The organism is Candidatus Obscuribacterales bacterium, assembly GCA_019744775.1.
Taxonomy (GTDB): Bacteria; Cyanobacteriota; Vampirovibrionia; order Obscuribacterales; family Obscuribacteraceae; genus SBAT01.
In genome coordinates, this window is sequence record JAIETZ010000003.1 from 229,291 (window position 1) to 243,983 (window position 14,693).

Here is a 14,693-nt window from a genome sequence, read left to right on the forward strand (position 1 = left end):
GAGACTGCATGGTGAAATTTAGGCATTTTACGTCGGCGCTATTGGCGGCAATCTATGCTTTTCTGCCGTGCTCAGGACAAGGTGAGCAGCCCGGTTTTGAAAGCGATGACTCTCGAATAGTAGCGCCTAGACAAACGGTGCCCATGCAACCTGCCCAGCCGGCGTCGCATGTGGATCCTGTTGTTGTTTTAGAAACGAGCAAAGGGCAGATTGTCATTCGTCTGTTTGATCAGTTGGCACCAAATACGGTGAACAACTTTCTTGATCTTGTGGACAAAGGATTTTACAACGGGCTTAAGTTTCATCGCCGCGAAGCAGGCTTTGTTGTGCAGGGTGGTTGCCCGAATGGTGACGGTACAGGCAATTACATCGACCCTAAAACAAACCAACCGAGATATTTGAAACTCGAAATCAACCCGCGCTTGAGACACAATTCCGCAGGTGTTGTGGCGATGGCTCGCAGTAATCATCCGGATTCTGCCAGTTGCCAGTTTTATATTACGCTTGGAGCGGCACCTCATTTAGATGGAAAGTATGCAGTATTTGGTGGCGTGATACGTGGCATGAATGTCGTACATTCACTGGCAATCGGCGACAAAATAATTTCTGCTAGTATACAAAATCCTCAGTAACTGTTTAGAAATCAAATTGAGCCCTGTCTATTTGGAGAAAAAAGTGGGAATAGAGAGAGCGAAAATCCGTGCTGTTATTGTGGGCAACATCGCCATTCTGGGCATGAGCCTGGCTGGTTGCGGAGAAAAACCAGAAGCTGAAATGATTCAAGTGGGACAAGGGTCATTGTGTCATGGAAATTGATATTTAAAATCCTAATTTCCGACATTTTGGTGCTAAAATATTGACATGTACCCACGAAATCTTAAAAAATCACTCCTTGTCGCTGCCGGTGATACGCCAGTTGTAATGGTCAACGGTTCCAGACAAACTGGTAAAAGCACCCTGATTCAGCACCTTTTCCCGGCTTCCAAATCGCCTGAGTATGTTTCATTGGATAATTTGGCTACTTTGGACTCGGCTAGATCGGATCCACAAAGATTTATCGAGAATTTACCGGAGAGAGTTATTATTGATGAAATCCAACGTGCTCCTGAACTCATGCTGCCCATCAAATATTCGGTGGACCAAAGAAGACGTCCTGGCCGCTTCTTCCTAACCGGATCGGCAAATGTATTGGCACTTCCCAAAGTAGCCGATACGCTTGTTGGCAGGATCGAGGTTCATACTCTTTGGCCATTATCACAGGGCGAAATTCAAGGTCAAACTGAATCGTTCATTGACACTGCATTTAGTACTGCCAAATTTAAAAGAGTCAAGCCGATTAAAATGGCAGACCTCACACAGTTAATGTGTACAGGTGCTTATCCTGACGTACTTCAACGTGACACTGTAGCGAGACGCAAAGACTGGTTCACTGGATACATCAACACTTTGATCGAGCGAGATGTGCGTGATTTGCGCAATATTGAGCAGTTGACTGTAATGCCAAGACTATTACAGCTCATCGCTACTCGTGCTGGAGGATTACTCAATTATTCTGATCTTTCGCGATCTCTAGAAATAAATTTGTCTACTTTAAAAAATTACTTGGCACTTTTAGAACTGCTTTTCTTAGTGGTACCAATACAGCCATGGTTTGGAAACATAGGAAAAAGACTGGTTAAAGCACCAAAGCTCTATATGAATGACACTGGATTGCTATCTTACCTACTCAATGCAGATGCGAAGGCCGTCACTCAGAATGGTTCTCTTTCGGGAATGATTTTCGAAAATTTCGTAGTGATGGAGCTGCTCAAACAAATAGCCTGGAGCGAGGCTCAGCCGAAAATTTACCATTTCCGTACCGAGGCAGGACAGGAAGTTGATATTGTTCTTGAAACGCGTGATGGCCGAATAGTTGGCATTGAGTGCAAAAGCGCCATTACACTTTCCAGAGATGCTTTTAAGGGATTGAATGCGTTGAAGCAAATGACCGGGAAAAAATTTCATCGCGGCATTATCTTGTACGCTGGTGACTCAAATCTTGCTTTCGAAAACTATTTTGAGGCGATACCAGTTTCGGCCATTTGGGAGACTACAAGTGGCAAAGCTCCCACTCTTATATGAAAATCCATGCTTCCCTGTTTATTTCTTCAAGTGCGGTAGTAAATGCGCGATAAGCTTGTGTCCGCCGGAGTGGTTTAAGTGGGTGGTGTCCCAGAAGTCACCGTCATTGAAATCGCTATTGGCGCCCAGAGGAACATAGGTTGCACCTTGTTTGGCGGCCATTTGTCCTATTGTGTCTTCAAAGTGTTGATAGAAGCCATTGGGCAACAGTTGTCTGTTGGTGCCTGTGAGAGGCATGTTTACCAAGATAACCTTGATGCCACGCTCGTGGCAGACGGACATCAGTTTGTCCAGAAAGCCCATTTGTATAGATAGATCTCTGTCGGCAATATTGCGGTAGCGGCGACGATATTCTTCAGTACTGTTTTTCCAGCGATCTTCCACGCTGCCATCAAGCATGAAGCCGGCTTGCTGTGCTTGTTTGGGTTGTGCTTCGGTTGCTGTCAGCCCAAGCAGTTGTCCTGACGATTGATAGAACTTCTCGAGCGCCTTGTCTATTTCCTTCTGCAGGCGCCAGCGTTTGCCGTAGAAAAAACACGTGTGAGTGCAAATGAAATCAGCTTTGTCCATCCAGTTGGGCAGGTAGAGGTCTTGATAGTTGGGGAAATTCTTCAGTCCAACTAAGCGCTTGAAAGTAAATGTATGAATCGGTGACGGCAAGTCATAGTCGCTAAAGTCACGCGGAGCAATGCCGAGTACTAAGTAATCCGGTTTCTTGTCGCCTTTCAAATACTCGTTGACGTAGATGTATGCGTCAGACGCCATCTGACCAAAAATAGCTAAATTGAAAACTGTTGGTTTATCAAAACCGGCACCGGCAAGATGCTTTTCCAGGGTGTGCGAGCGGTGGTGGTGGAATATGTCGTAAATGGAACTGTCCGCTTCTTTGTCCATCGACCAAAATGGATACATCACAAGCGACGAACCAAGTAAGACTACGTTTGGTCTGCTTGGTAGGTTTTTCAAATCATCGAGTGCCAGGTCTATTGAGCCTGTGCCACCCCAAAGATCTTTGGAGGATGCCTTTTCTTCGCCATAAGCCATCCAGAGGGCAAAGTTTATAACGGCAAAAATTGCCAGCGCCAAGAAGGATGCTGTGATCCACGAATTCGATGGTTTTTTACTGGAACCAGCCTGTAAACCATTTATAGGTTCGGCAACTGACCCAGGTTTAGCTGACAAGACTTCCGGCAAAACGGACTCCCCGAAATCACTCTTGACTATTTTAAGGTCCGGGTTCAGAGCCGGCGATTAAGCTTTTATAGGACTTAAACAGCTCTCTTAACCTTGCCTGCTTTTAAGCAGCAAGTGCAGACCTTCATACGCATGGTTGTTTGCCCAACAATAGCCTTAACCGGCTGCAGGTTGGGGAGCCAGCGGCGCTTATTGTGGGGGTTGTAGTGCGAACGCAGGAACGTGTAGTTACGACCGGTCATCGGTCCTTTGCCGCAAACATCACAACGTCTGGCCATGATTTAAATCCTTCTTACAGTCCCTGTCGGGAAGAGCAATCGCGCCACTGGAGCCAATCTTGGGGCCCATCGGCACATATACAATCGAACCAGTGATCTTAGCATTTTTTGCCAAGAGCTAGCCTACCTTTCCAAAAAAATTAGATTGTAGGGGGCGAAAAAAGAAGCAATTATCATGGTAGTCTGTGTCTGGGGAATCGTCGGGTTTTGATGCGGTAGTCAACATGAGCGATTTCTGAACAATTCGGCGGGAAGACTTGGAATAAACGATGGCATTAGTAAATTACGCGGCTCGGGAAATAAACTGCAAAATCGTTTACTACGGAACTGGACTTGGCGGCAAAACCACCAACCTGAAGTACATCCATAGCCAGTTGGCCCCAACAACCCGCGGTGAGCTCATAAGCTTGGCCACGGAAACTGAAAGAACTCTTTTCTTTGATTTTTTGCCTCTGGATTTGGGTTCAGTGCAAGGCTTCAAAACAAGATTTTCCCTTTACACCGTTCCTGGTCAGGTTGAATACAACGCTTCTCGTAAGCTCATCTTGAACGGTGTTGACGGCATTATTTTCGTAGCTGACTCAGATGTGATGCGTTCGAAAGACAATGTCGAGTCCTTGCAGAACATGATTGAGAACTTGGCAGAGTACAGTCTTACACTGGATAACGTTCCATGGGTTTTGCAGTACAACAAGCGCGACCTGGCTTCCGCCATGCCCATTGAGCGTATGGAAAAAGAATTGAATATTCGTGGCGTCCCAAGCTTTGAAGCAGTAGCTTCTGAAGGTCTTGGGGTATTTGCCACCTTGAAAGCAATCAGCAAACTGATTTTGAATCGCTTACAATAACGGCCATTATGCCGGTTGTTCAAGGCAAGTACAAAGAAGTCGAACTAAACGCCTTGCGGCGTGCGATTCTTGTCGAGCGCAAGGGTCGCTATGCCGACTATCAGGGCAAACGCTCGACGTTTTCGCAGTTCATGCGTCAGACAGCGGCTGTTATGTGCCGCCGTAATCCTAAAGAAGCGCGTTGGGCAACCATACTGGGACTGTTTCGCGAATATCCAAATCTAGATGTGGCAACAAGAATTGCTGTCTTGCGCAGAGCCGAAGAATTGATTGAAACACTAATGGGCAGCCCTTCGGCAGAGGACCCCGTTGCAGAGTCTCAGCCGGAAAAGCCGGCTGCAAGCAAAGAATCCAATAAGCCGGCAACACTTCCAAGAAAGGCAGTCGAACAAAAATCGGTGCCGCCAGTAAAGCCGATAACGATAAACAAAGACGCGAAGGCGACGAAAACAAATAAACTTCCGCGCGAGGTTGATGTTCAGTACGTCAAAGGTGTTGGACCAAAAGTTGCTGAGCTTTTGAACAGACTCAATATTTTTACTGCGCACGATTTGATTCATCACTATCCGAAAAGACATTTGGATTTTCAAAACAGATTGATGATCAAAGATGTCGAACCCGGTCAGGAAGTGACTGTCTTCGGCACCATCGCATCAGTTTCGGCTTTTCAATCGCGGCGCGGCAATGTATCTATTCTGACCGTGGTCATTACAGACGGCACTGGGCGTTTGAACGTGACACGTTTTATTGGCGGCAAATCCAACAAGTATTTGCTTGACCGTTATAAGGCTCAATATCCCAAAGGCGCTCAAGTGATGGCTTCCGGCATAGTGGAACGCGATAAGTCGGGCAGGCGGCTTGAACTCAAGAATGCGGAATTGGAGATATTTGGTAATTTGGCTGGTGATGGTGAGGAGTTGGATTCCATCCATGCCGGGCGTCTGGTGCCTGTTTATCCGCTAACGGAAGGTCTTTCATTGCGCTACCTGCGCAATGTTATTCACAATGCGCTTGAATCATTTTTAGCAAATGTCGACGAAACATTACCTGCCGAGATCATCAAAAAATATGACCTTGTAGATTTGAAATCGGCATTGAAGGAAATACATTTTCCGGAAAGTCATGAAGCGCTCAATCTGGCAAGAAGACGTCTTGTTTTTGATGAGCTCTTCGGCATGCAATTGCAATTAGCGTGGCGACGTCATCACTATCAAGTGAGCGAGTCGGCTGTTGAGTTAGTCATGAAACCGGAAGGACTTGTCGCCCGCTTGCGTGCAAGCTTGCCATTTACGTTGACCAATGCTCAGGAGCGGGTATTTAAAGAAATTGCCAGCGACATGGCTTCCGGTAAACCGATGCAAAGATTGGTGCAGGGAGATGTTGGTTCCGGCAAAACAGTTGTTGCACTTATGGCTTTACTGGTTGCTGTGGAAAACGGCTATCAAGGCGCCATCATGGCACCGACTGAAATTCTTGCCGAGCAGCATTTCCGTCAATTCCAAAGATTGCTTACGCCTTTAGGACTTAAGGCGGCTCTGTTGTTAGGCAAGCAAGGCGTCAAGGAAAGAAGAGAAGTCCATCAAGGACTTATGTCGGGACAGATCCATATTGCTGTAGGAACGCATGCGCTAATTCAAGAAGGTGTTGAGTTTGAAAAACTAGGTTTGATCATCATTGATGAACAACATCGATTCGGTGTCAAACAACGAGCGCAATTGAAAGCAAAGGGCGTGCATCCACAACTATTGACGATGACCGCGACGCCAATTCCAAGAACTTTGGCCCTTTGCTTGCATGGCGACCTTGATGTGTCGGAAATTGATGAGTTGCCTCCGGGGCGCAAGCCAATTGAAACGAAGCTGCTTACCGGTACGGAAAAGCGACAAGTCTGGGCAGGTGTTGAGCGTCAGGTGCAAGCTGGCAGACAGGCCTATGTTGTCTTTCCGCTGATTGAAGAATCAGAAACGTTGTCGGCAAAGGCTGCCACTGCCGAGTATGAAAAACTGAAGACGAATGTTTTTGCCCATAGACGAGTTGGGCTTATGCACGGTAAGTTGAAACCACAAGAAAAAGATGAGGTCATGGAGCAGTTCAGGCGTGGTGAACTGGATATTCTGGTTTCAACAACGGTAATTGAAGTTGGAGTCGATGTACCTAACGCAACTGTCATGGTAATTGAAAATGCCGATAGATTTGGTCTGGCTCAATTGCACCAATTGCGTGGACGAGTCGGCCGAGGCGCCGAGCAGTCTTATTGCTTGCTTTTGTCCGATAGCCGTACTGATACGACAAGGCAGCGCCTGGAAATCATGACCAAGACTAATGACGGTTTCGTCGTTGCCGAGAAGGATTTGGAAATAAGAGGGCCTGGCGAATTTCTGGGCACTCGTCAAAGTGGTTTGCCGGATTTATTGCTGGCGGATTTGCTTAATGATGCAGAGATTTTGGAATTAGCGCGTAAAGCCGCTGTTGAAATGATAAATGCTGATCCGGAATTGGTAAAGCATCCCATGCTCAAACAACGAGTGAACAAGACTCTGGCATTGGAGCAAACGCAGTATCTGGGTTCTGGCTAAATCGCAGAGCACGTCATTCTGACGAGCGAAGTGAGGGAGAATCTCGCGTCTTTAACAGGTGAGATTCTTCGCTTTGCTCAGAATGACGTGCCTAAATCTGCGGCTTGTGGCTTTCGGCAATTAGCGATAAGAAAATATAGAAGAGTTGTTCGGTGCCTTTTAGAAATGAATCAAGAGATTCGTCAGGCAATTTGTCGCTGTTTAAATCAAATATGGGCCGGTCTGGATTGAGGGTTAGACAACTAAGTGCCGGATACTTGGCACTTACGTCGGAATGTGCTTGGTGGACATAACGCCTGACTTGGTCTCGACCTAGTAGTGCCGATAAGCTTGCTGTAACTGAATTTATACCATTAACAATGGTAATGGCTTTCAGTGACACCGGCTGTTGAACTGGTGTTGCAGGCTCAGGCTTGGGCGGAGCCGGTGCAGCCTTTGCGCGAATCATTTCCTTCTCTCGCATTGCATCCATACAGGTAAGTACTGACCAACGATCAAACGGCAGCTTGTTGGCTATTTGACTCACAGACAAACCAACCTCTAGCAAAAACCAAATCTTTCGGGCAATTTCTGCTTGATTGGTATTAAAGCCTTTCCAGTTCGGCGAACCGTTTTGCAAATAAATCATGTCAGGCCAGTCGAGCTTTTTCATTAACTGAGGCAACTCATCGGAGCGTCTTGCCGCTTCAAGCAGAAACTGATGAGGCTCTTTGCTGCTCAATATAGGATCAGCAGCGGACATGCTTTCCTCCGGCTGTGGTTCGAAAACGAATTCCATGGGCTCCGTGTGAGTGAGCAATTCGTACCACGCCGATTCTCCGCTCAAGTGTCCGAAGCCAACTTGCAGCAGTCTCCCGTGTCGGACGCCGATTGTTGCAGAAAGCTTGCCTACGCGAGCCTTCAGCGTGAGAGTGCCAGTCTGCCTGGAGGAAATAACTGTTTGGATAACTGTGGGTAGATCAAATAACGAAAGGTCACCCTTCAATCCGGCTGCTTCTGTAGGTGATGACTTGTCCAATCGTTTCGTGATTAGACTGACTATTTCTTTTGTCACTTGGGGAAAGTAGGCTTGCAATTCGTTGAATTGTTTCATTGGCAATCTCAAGATCACAGAGTCTTCCATTGCACGAATAGAGGCGGTACGTTTGGATTCGTTGTAGGCAGCCATTTCACCAAAGAGATCACCTGGTTCTAGATGAGTGACCAGTTTGGGTGGATCATGACCTTGATACACTGCCACCCGACCTTGTTGAATTACATACAACGCGTCAGCCTTGTCGCCTTCGTGAAAAACTACTTGTCCGGATGAAAGTCTCTCTTCTTCGAACAATTGGCAGATAGCTGACAGCACGCGCTCATCGAGCACCTTAAAAATCGTGCGCTCTTTGAGGAAATCAGTCAGGCTCTGTGACGATTGGACCACACTACCTCACAAGATTTTCAACTTGGGATGTGCTGCTTGGGGCATCTGGCGTGGTCGGCGCCTCTGTTGTTGCAGCAGGAGGAGCGGCCACTTGTCTTATTTTAGCCAAATTGCTGTTGGCTGATTCGGCATAAGGCCCAGCCGGCTCGAGCGACAAGTATTTTTCGAAGGAAGCAACCGCATCCGGCACATTATTGTCAGCCATGTTGACCAACCCCAAAGCATAGTAGGCGGCAGAAAACTTGTCGTCGAGACTAACTGCTCTTTGGTATTCCGCTTTTGCTTCAGGAGCCATATTTTGTCCGGCATAAGCTAAGCCAAGGTTGTAGTGCACTTGGACATTATTCGGTGCTGCCACGCTGGCTGACTTGTACTCATTCATAGCGCCGCCAAAGTCTTTCTGAATCAAGTAAATATTGCCGAGATTGACATGGGCTTCCATAAAGGTGGCGTCAAATTCCATAGCTTTGCGGTATTGCGATGCGGCACCTGTGAGGTCGCCTGTCTTTTGCAAGGCTAAACCAAGATTGTTGTAGGCTTGTGGCGAGCGCGGATTAATTTGCACCAGTCGTTGATAAATCTCAATTGACTGCTCGTTTTTATTTTGATCGGACAAGTTGTCCGCCAAAAGCGCAAGTATTTTGCTGTCCTCTGGGTTTTGAGCGAGCAATTGTCTGTAGATAACTTCGGCTTTCTCTGGATTGCCTTCATCGGTTGATAGAACAGCCAGGCTTAGCTGCGCATCTTTATTGTTGGGATTAAGAGCAATGGCTGATTCCAATGCCGAGCGAGCGCCGGGTCTGTCTTTCAACGTGATTAATGCTTTGCCCAGTTCCACATAGGCATTGGCGTCGTTTGTTTCTATAGAAAGACCTTGGCGATAGTAACCTACCGCTTCACCCAATTGTCCTTTCATAAGCAATGTGCGACCGAGGTTTATCAATGCTTGTCCGTCATTTGGTGTGGAATTCAGCACCGCACGGAATTCACTTTCCGCTTGCGCCAACTGACCTTTGTTTTGTCTTATTATGCCCAAATTGTAGTGAGCATTGATGTTGTCCGGACTGGCTTTGATGACAACTTCAAACTGTTGCGCAGCTGAGTCCATATCACCGCTCAATTGCAGTGCATAGCCCAAGCCGTAAATGGTTTCAATATCGCCGGGCTTTATCTTGTGAGCATTGCGGAATGCTGTAATTGCATCGTTGTACGAGCCAAGCTTAGTTAGTACATTGCCCAGCGAGTACTGCCAGTCGGCACGATCTGCTTTTATGCCGGTAGCTGTTTTCAATTCTTTTGCCGCGTCTTGCAAATTGCCTTGCATGGTCAAAGCTGTTGCTAATTGAGCGTGTGCTTCCGGCACCGATGGTTCGATAGCAATTGCGCGAGCAAATTCATGCGAAGCGCCTGCTGCGTCGCCAGTCGATAGCAGTGAGTTGGCGTAGTTGTAGCGAATTGAGAAGTTGCCTGGTTCATGCACCAGCACCTTACGATATTCAATAATTGCATTGCGCCAGTCGCCTTTGTCCTGATAAGTGGCAGCTAGCTGGGATCTCGCTTTTAAGTTATCCGGATAAGCTGCTACTACATTACCTAATTCAGTAATGGCGCCATCAAGATTGCCGTAAACGCGCAAAGCAATACCTAAATTCAAGCGCAACAATGGTACATCGGGACGCAGGCGGACAGCATCCTGGTACTGTCTTATTGCATCTACTATTTTGCCTTGTGATTGAAACAATAGACCTAAGCTTTCGTGAGCAAAAGCATCGCTCGGTCTTAAGGCAATCGCTTGCTGATATTCTGCAACGGCATCTTCTAGATCACCATGCTGTTGCAAGGCCGTCGCCAGGCTTATGTGCGCAAGTGGATCACCTGGGTTGGTAATAACTATTTGCTTGAAAGCAGCGATGGCTCTTTCCAGGTCGCCCGCCTTGAAGTATGTGAGGCCTTGATAGTAGTGCTCAAGCGCCTGCTTGGACATTGGTTGTCCCAAGACTTGTGTTGCCGCCCAGGTGGGGGCTGCCATGCTTACGGTCAATGCCGTTGTAATTATCAGATTTCTCAACATGGTTGTATCCAGGGTTGGGAATATAAAGAAATGCTTGTCAAGACATATTGTTTGCCGAACTACATTATGCCTCATCAATATAAAGATTGGCATAAGGATTCGCAACTATTTGCTCCTTGAAACTCTTACTAATCTGAAAGGCGGCACTGTAGGCTGCTTTTGACAAATCAACAAAGACCGGGGTTAACCCCAATTGCTAATAAAAACCATTAGACAGGTTGGCTAATTTTTGATGCTGTTTTTTGGACATAGTGCACATTGCTGTCAATAGTTGGGCTGGTGTACATTGAGAGTAGGAAGAACAGAAAGCGCTTATCAAAAGTGCACTGTTGTTGCGGCTTTTACGCCCGCCTTCTTTGGAACACGTTGAAATAGCAATATTCAATAGAGAGAATTATGAGCAACGCAAAATTCCTAATAACGAGTTTTCTGTAGCGTCTCTTCTTTACCAGTCGCTGTGCTGTGCACGCGGCTAATTCCAATAATTTCTCAAGTTAACTAGCAACACCAAATACGGTGATGCCTGGTGTCAAGGCACATTCCAATACGGAAAGGTACATTTTATGGTTCTCTACAAGAAGGACATGCAAGAAAAGTCACGGTTACCGATTGTAGACAGACAGGCTCTGCGCTACGAGCAGATGGCAGCTGAGGCACTGACGAATTCAATTGAACACTTAAACCATGCCTACAGACAAAAACTTTGTGGGGCTGAAGGTGCAGTTGAGTTTCGTGACGGTGGTGTTTATACCTACGACAATCATGGCAAACGCTATTTAGATTGCCTTGGTGGTTACGGTATATTCAACGTCGGACACAGACACCCGCGCGTTATCGAAGCTGTGCGCAATCAGTTAGATCAAGTCTGCTTGCACAGTCAGGACTTGCTCAATCCTTGGGCAGCTGAGCTTGCAGCCAAACTAGCTGACATTGCTCCAGGCAAATTGAAGTACACATTCTTCTGTAACAGTGGAACAGAAGCAGTTGAAGGCGCCTTGAAGCTTGCTCGCTTGTACACAGGCAAGACCGAAATCATCTCCACACGCAACGCTTATCATGGCGTCTCCATGGGCGCGCTTTCGGCAACCGGTCGCGATGTATTTCGTAAGCCGTTTGAGCCATTGCTTGAAGGTTTTGTGCACGTGCCATTCGGCGATGCCGAAGCTATTGAAGCTGCAATCACAAAGAAAACAGCAGCCGTTATCCTTGAACCAATTCAAGGTGAAGGCGGTATACATGTGCCACCGAAGGGCTACTTGAAAAAAGTACGTCGTATAACCCAAAAGCACGGCATCTTGCTTATTCTCGATGAAGTGCAAACAGGTATGGGTCGTACTGGTCGCATGTTTGCTTGCGAGCATGAAAATGTCCAGCCGGATATCATATGCTTAGCCAAAGCATTAGGCGGTGGTGTCATGCCGATTGGTGCTTTCATGTCGACATCGAAGATTTGGAAAGTGTTGGAGTCAAACCCAACAATTCACAACTCGACATTTGGTGGAAATCCGCTTGCTTGTACGGCAGCATCCGCCACAATTGATGTATTGCGAGATGAACACTTGCCTGCTCGTGCAACCATGATGGGCAACCACTTTATGCGTCGCTTAACGCAGCTTCAGAGACGTTATCCTGAATACATTGCTGAAGTTAGAGGCAAAGGTCTTTTGATTGGCTTGGAATTCGAAACCAAGGAAGTCCGTGAAGCTGTCCAAGTTGAACTCTTCCACAGAGGTGTATTGGTAGCCGCTACGCTCAATGCGAACCGCACAATTCGTATCGAGCCACCATTAATCATCACCGAATCACAAATCAACTTCATGGTTGATACCTTGGAAGATATCTTGGTCGACATCACCAATAAAAAGGTGAAGGTCAAGAAGAGAAAAGCCAAGAAGGACTAACCCCTGCTAAACTTTTGTCGGGGGTATTTACCAATGAATAAATTAGGCTTGATTACAGGCGCAGTTTTGGTGGCAATCACCGCGCAGGCAACCCTGGCACAGACTTCGACGACAGAAGAAGTAATTATTACGGAGCCGGCTTTTAAATCGCAGGACAAGCCGTTAATTAAGGGTGGGAAAGAAACCCGTATTCCCTATAGTCCGGTACCATTATTCAAGCAACGCCTTGCTAATAGCTTGGAGCAAATTGATACTGGTGTATCCAAAGGCTGGGTGACAAGCGATGTTGCGGCTACTCTAAAACAGCAAGGCAATGAAATCGCCCCATTGATTGACAAGATCAAAGATGCAAAAGGCGCAGATAAGCCATTAGTTGATGAAGTCGAGCAAAAGCTTACTGCTCTGAATGCTGCTGTGTTTGCTTCGTTCAATAAGCAACCAGTTAAGACGGAAGCGAAGAAAGCAGAGCCGGCTAAACCAGCAGCTAAAGTTGAAACTAAAAAGCAAACAGCTACAACTAAGACGACTGCTCAGAAAAAATCAGTTAAGACTCCATAGTTCGAGATCTGAGAAGTGGCTGACTCTTTTAGTAAGTTGAACAAGGAAATTATTTCCTGTCGACTTTGCCCGCGCCTTGTTGTGTACCGGGAAAAGGTCGCTAGAGAAAAGCGTGCCGCATATGCCAATTGTGATTACTGGGGAAAGCCGGTAACAGGCTTTGGCGACCCTAGTGCTGAGTTGCTTATCGTGGGTTTGGCTCCGGCTGCGCATGGTGGAAATAGAACTGGGCGTGTGTTTACTGGTGACAGTTCAGGGACATTTCTGATGAGAGGACTTCACGCTTTTGGTTTTGCCAATATTCCAGACAGTGTGAGTCGTGATGATGGGCTTGTTTTGAATAATGCTTACATTGTTGCGCCGGTTAAGTGTGCGCCGCCGGATAATAAGCCTTTGCCGAAAGAGATATTGAACTGTCGGCCGTATCTTGATAGAGAAATGGCGTTGTTGAAAGACCTCAAAGTAGTTCTTGTGTTGGGAAAAATCGGCATGGAGTCTTTTCTCCAGGTATTGCGAGAGCAAGGACACGAAATTCCCAAATTGGCTTTCGCGCACGGCGCAGTTTATGACTTAGGTGAGGGCTTGCCGCGTATGTTTGTGTCCTATCATGTAAGTCGGCAGAACACGCAAACTGGCAAGCTTACGCCTGCCATGTTTGAGTCTGTGATTGGGAATATACAGAAATTTCTCAAGCGTCGCGGACCTAAAACATAGCGGACAGTCTCATTGGGGCGCCGTCGAAATTTATTTGGTTCTTGTTCCAGAGGGCGACTTCGATTTCGTAACCAGTTGGATCGGTGACATACCACGATGTTGAGTGTGGATAGTCAACGGCTCCGCCGTATGCGACTTCTAACTTCTCGCGTTTGATTACGTCTTCCCATTCATTGCGATCGGTTATTCGCAAACCGAAGTGGTTGATGCCGTGAAAGTTATGCAGGCGTGAATCGTCGAAGTCGGCGTATTCTCGTTCTGGGTGTTCGTAGATGCAGAGCATTGATTCTCCGCCTTTGATAATGCCCCAGCGTACGCCGCCGCGCACGCCGTATTCGACCAGAGTGAAACCGAAGACGCGGTTGTACCAGTCGACGGTTTTGTCGAAGTTTTTGACGGACATGTTTAGGTGATCTAGGTGTTTGATTTTCATGGTGGATCTCCTTTTGTAGGCGTGGTGGATAACGGGCGCATGCAATGCGCCCCTACGAGAGGACAGTTAGGCCGACTCCTTTAGAGTTGGGCTTTTCAAGTTTTCCAGAGCGGTTTGGTAGCGTTTGGCGTGGAAGGCTTCGACCATGCCTAGTGCTTTGAAGCGCTTTGCGGCTTGTTGAAAGATGTCTGCGTGTTCTTTTGATTCGGCAGCTTGTTCTTTGAATTCAGCAACTGCTTCAAGATTTCCTTCTTCTTTAGCAACGCGTTCAAACTCCGGATACATTTGGTTTGTCTCGTAGAGTTCGCCTTCAATGGCAAGTTCGAGAAGTTTTTCGACGGTCATTTCTGATTCCGGATACAAGAGATCTAGATGTGCGAAGGCGTGTCCAGTTTCTTGATGTGCTGTTTCTTCGAAGAGATCAGCGACGGAATTGCTGCCGAGTTTGCGTGCAATTCTGGCGAAATACAGATATTTGCGATTGGCCATTGATTCGCCGGCAAATGCGGAATGTAGGTTGGCTTCGGTTTTTGTTTGATGATTGTGCATGACTGAACTCCTTTTGTATTTAATCTA

General features: G+C 46.9%; 14 protein-coding genes. 8 read left to right on the forward strand and 6 right to left on the reverse strand.

What is annotated here, in order from left to right; genetic code table 11:
- Nucleotides 1–8: 8 nt before the first annotated feature.
- From K2Y22_07715 to K2Y22_07725, 3 genes are read left to right on the forward strand one after another with little or no spacing between them, the layout of a single operon-like run.
- Complete coding sequence (locus K2Y22_07715) at nucleotides 9–632, forward strand: peptidylprolyl isomerase (protein MBX9878331.1); 624 nt, start codon at nucleotides 9–11, stop codon at nucleotides 630–632.
- 43 nt (nucleotides 633–675) lie between these two features.
- Nucleotides 676–816 (forward strand): hypothetical protein, encoded by a 141-nt coding sequence (locus K2Y22_07720; protein MBX9878332.1) that lies wholly within the window; start codon nucleotides 676–678, stop codon nucleotides 814–816.
- Nucleotides 817–861: 45 nt separating this feature from the next.
- Nucleotides 862–2,121, forward strand: a complete 1,260-nt coding sequence (locus K2Y22_07725) for an ATP-binding protein (GenBank protein MBX9878333.1) — start codon at nucleotides 862–864, stop codon at nucleotides 2,119–2,121.
- An 18-nt stretch (nucleotides 2,122–2,139) separates the two neighbouring features.
- Here the strand turns inward: K2Y22_07725 and K2Y22_07730 are convergent, their stop codons facing one another.
- Nucleotides 2,140–3,315 (reverse strand): hypothetical protein, encoded by a 1,176-nt coding sequence (locus K2Y22_07730; protein ID MBX9878334.1) that lies wholly within the window; start codon nucleotides 3,313–3,315, stop codon nucleotides 2,140–2,142.
- A gap of 74 nt (nucleotides 3,316–3,389) precedes the next feature.
- Nucleotides 3,390–3,593 (reverse strand): 50S ribosomal protein L28, encoded by a 204-nt coding sequence (gene rpmB / locus K2Y22_07735; protein MBX9878335.1) that lies wholly within the window; start codon nucleotides 3,591–3,593, stop codon nucleotides 3,390–3,392.
- 269 nt (nucleotides 3,594–3,862) lie between these two features.
- Here rpmB and K2Y22_07740 point away from each other — a divergent pair, with 269 nt between their 5' ends.
- Nucleotides 3,863–4,441 carry a GTPase domain-containing protein gene (locus tag K2Y22_07740; GenBank protein MBX9878336.1) on the forward strand — a complete coding sequence of 193 codons (579 nt, stop codon included), beginning with the start codon at nucleotides 3,863–3,865 and terminating at the stop codon, nucleotides 4,439–4,441.
- Nucleotides 4,442–4,449: 8 nt separating this feature from the next.
- On the forward strand, nucleotides 4,450–7,017 hold the full coding sequence (gene recG, locus K2Y22_07745) for an ATP-dependent DNA helicase RecG (GenBank protein MBX9878337.1): 2,568 nt from the start codon (nucleotides 4,450–4,452) through the stop codon (nucleotides 7,015–7,017).
- 91 nt (nucleotides 7,018–7,108) lie between these two features.
- On the opposite strand, the gene K2Y22_07750 is transcribed toward recG, so the two are convergent.
- Nucleotides 7,109–8,440, reverse strand: coding sequence for a cyclic nucleotide-binding domain-containing protein (locus K2Y22_07750; GenBank protein ID MBX9878338.1), 1,332 nt, complete (start codon nucleotides 8,438–8,440; stop codon nucleotides 7,109–7,111).
- Between the two features lies 1 nt (nucleotide 8,441).
- Nucleotides 8,442–10,511, reverse strand: a complete 2,070-nt coding sequence (locus tag K2Y22_07755; GenBank protein ID MBX9878339.1) for a tetratricopeptide repeat protein — start codon at nucleotides 10,509–10,511, stop codon at nucleotides 8,442–8,444.
- 563 nt (nucleotides 10,512–11,074) lie between these two features.
- On the opposite strand from K2Y22_07755, the gene K2Y22_07760 reads away from it, so the two are divergent.
- From K2Y22_07760 to K2Y22_07770, 3 genes are read left to right on the forward strand one after another with little or no spacing between them, the layout of a single operon-like run.
- Nucleotides 11,075–12,412: an aminotransferase class III-fold pyridoxal phosphate-dependent enzyme gene (locus K2Y22_07760; protein MBX9878340.1), complete on the forward strand. Its 1,338-nt coding sequence runs from the start codon at nucleotides 11,075–11,077 to the stop codon at nucleotides 12,410–12,412.
- Nucleotides 12,413–12,445: 33 nt separating this feature from the next.
- Nucleotides 12,446–12,970, forward strand: a complete 525-nt coding sequence (locus K2Y22_07765) for a hypothetical protein (protein ID MBX9878341.1) — start codon at nucleotides 12,446–12,448, stop codon at nucleotides 12,968–12,970.
- Between the two features lie 36 nt (nucleotides 12,971–13,006).
- On the forward strand, nucleotides 13,007–13,684 hold the full coding sequence (locus K2Y22_07770; protein ID MBX9878342.1) for a uracil-DNA glycosylase: 678 nt from the start codon (nucleotides 13,007–13,009) through the stop codon (nucleotides 13,682–13,684).
- Here the strand turns inward: K2Y22_07770 and K2Y22_07775 are convergent.
- A complete protein-coding gene (locus tag K2Y22_07775) occupies nucleotides 13,674–14,117 on the reverse strand; it encodes a VOC family protein (protein MBX9878343.1) in 444 nt (147 codons plus the stop codon). The two genes, K2Y22_07770 and K2Y22_07775, sit on opposite strands and share 11 nt — an antisense overlap.
- 66 nt (nucleotides 14,118–14,183) lie before the next feature.
- Complete coding sequence (locus tag K2Y22_07780) at nucleotides 14,184–14,666, reverse strand: rubrerythrin family protein (GenBank protein MBX9878344.1); 483 nt, start codon at nucleotides 14,664–14,666, stop codon at nucleotides 14,184–14,186.
- Between the last annotated feature and the right edge of the window lie 27 nt (nucleotides 14,667–14,693).

What these genes read in the sequence shown, in the direction of transcription:
- K2Y22_07715 (MBX9878331.1), top strand. Translation starts at nt 9, where the DNA reads ATGGTGAAATTTAGGCATTTTACGTCGGCGCTATTGGCGGCAATCTAT.
- K2Y22_07725 (MBX9878333.1), top strand. Translation starts at nt 862, where the DNA reads ATGTACCCACGAAATCTTAAAAAATCACTCCTTGTCGCTGCCGGTGAT.
- rpmB (MBX9878335.1), bottom strand. Translation starts at nt 3,593, where the DNA reads ATGGCCAGACGTTGTGATGTTTGCGGCAAAGGACCGATGACCGGTCGT.
- K2Y22_07740 (MBX9878336.1), top strand. Translation starts at nt 3,863, where the DNA reads ATGGCATTAGTAAATTACGCGGCTCGGGAAATAAACTGCAAAATCGTT.
- recG (MBX9878337.1), top strand. Translation starts at nt 4,450, where the DNA reads ATGCCGGTTGTTCAAGGCAAGTACAAAGAAGTCGAACTAAACGCCTTG.
- K2Y22_07755 (MBX9878339.1), bottom strand. Translation starts at nt 10,511, where the DNA reads ATGTTGAGAAATCTGATAATTACAACGGCATTGACCGTAAGCATGGCA.
- K2Y22_07760 (MBX9878340.1), top strand. Translation starts at nt 11,075, where the DNA reads ATGGTTCTCTACAAGAAGGACATGCAAGAAAAGTCACGGTTACCGATT.
- K2Y22_07765 (MBX9878341.1), top strand. Translation starts at nt 12,446, where the DNA reads ATGAATAAATTAGGCTTGATTACAGGCGCAGTTTTGGTGGCAATCACC.
- K2Y22_07775 (MBX9878343.1), bottom strand. Translation starts at nt 14,117, where the DNA reads ATGAAAATCAAACACCTAGATCACCTAAACATGTCCGTCAAAAACTTC.
- K2Y22_07780 (MBX9878344.1), bottom strand. Translation starts at nt 14,666, where the DNA reads ATGCACAATCATCAAACAAAAACCGAAGCCAACCTACATTCCGCATTT.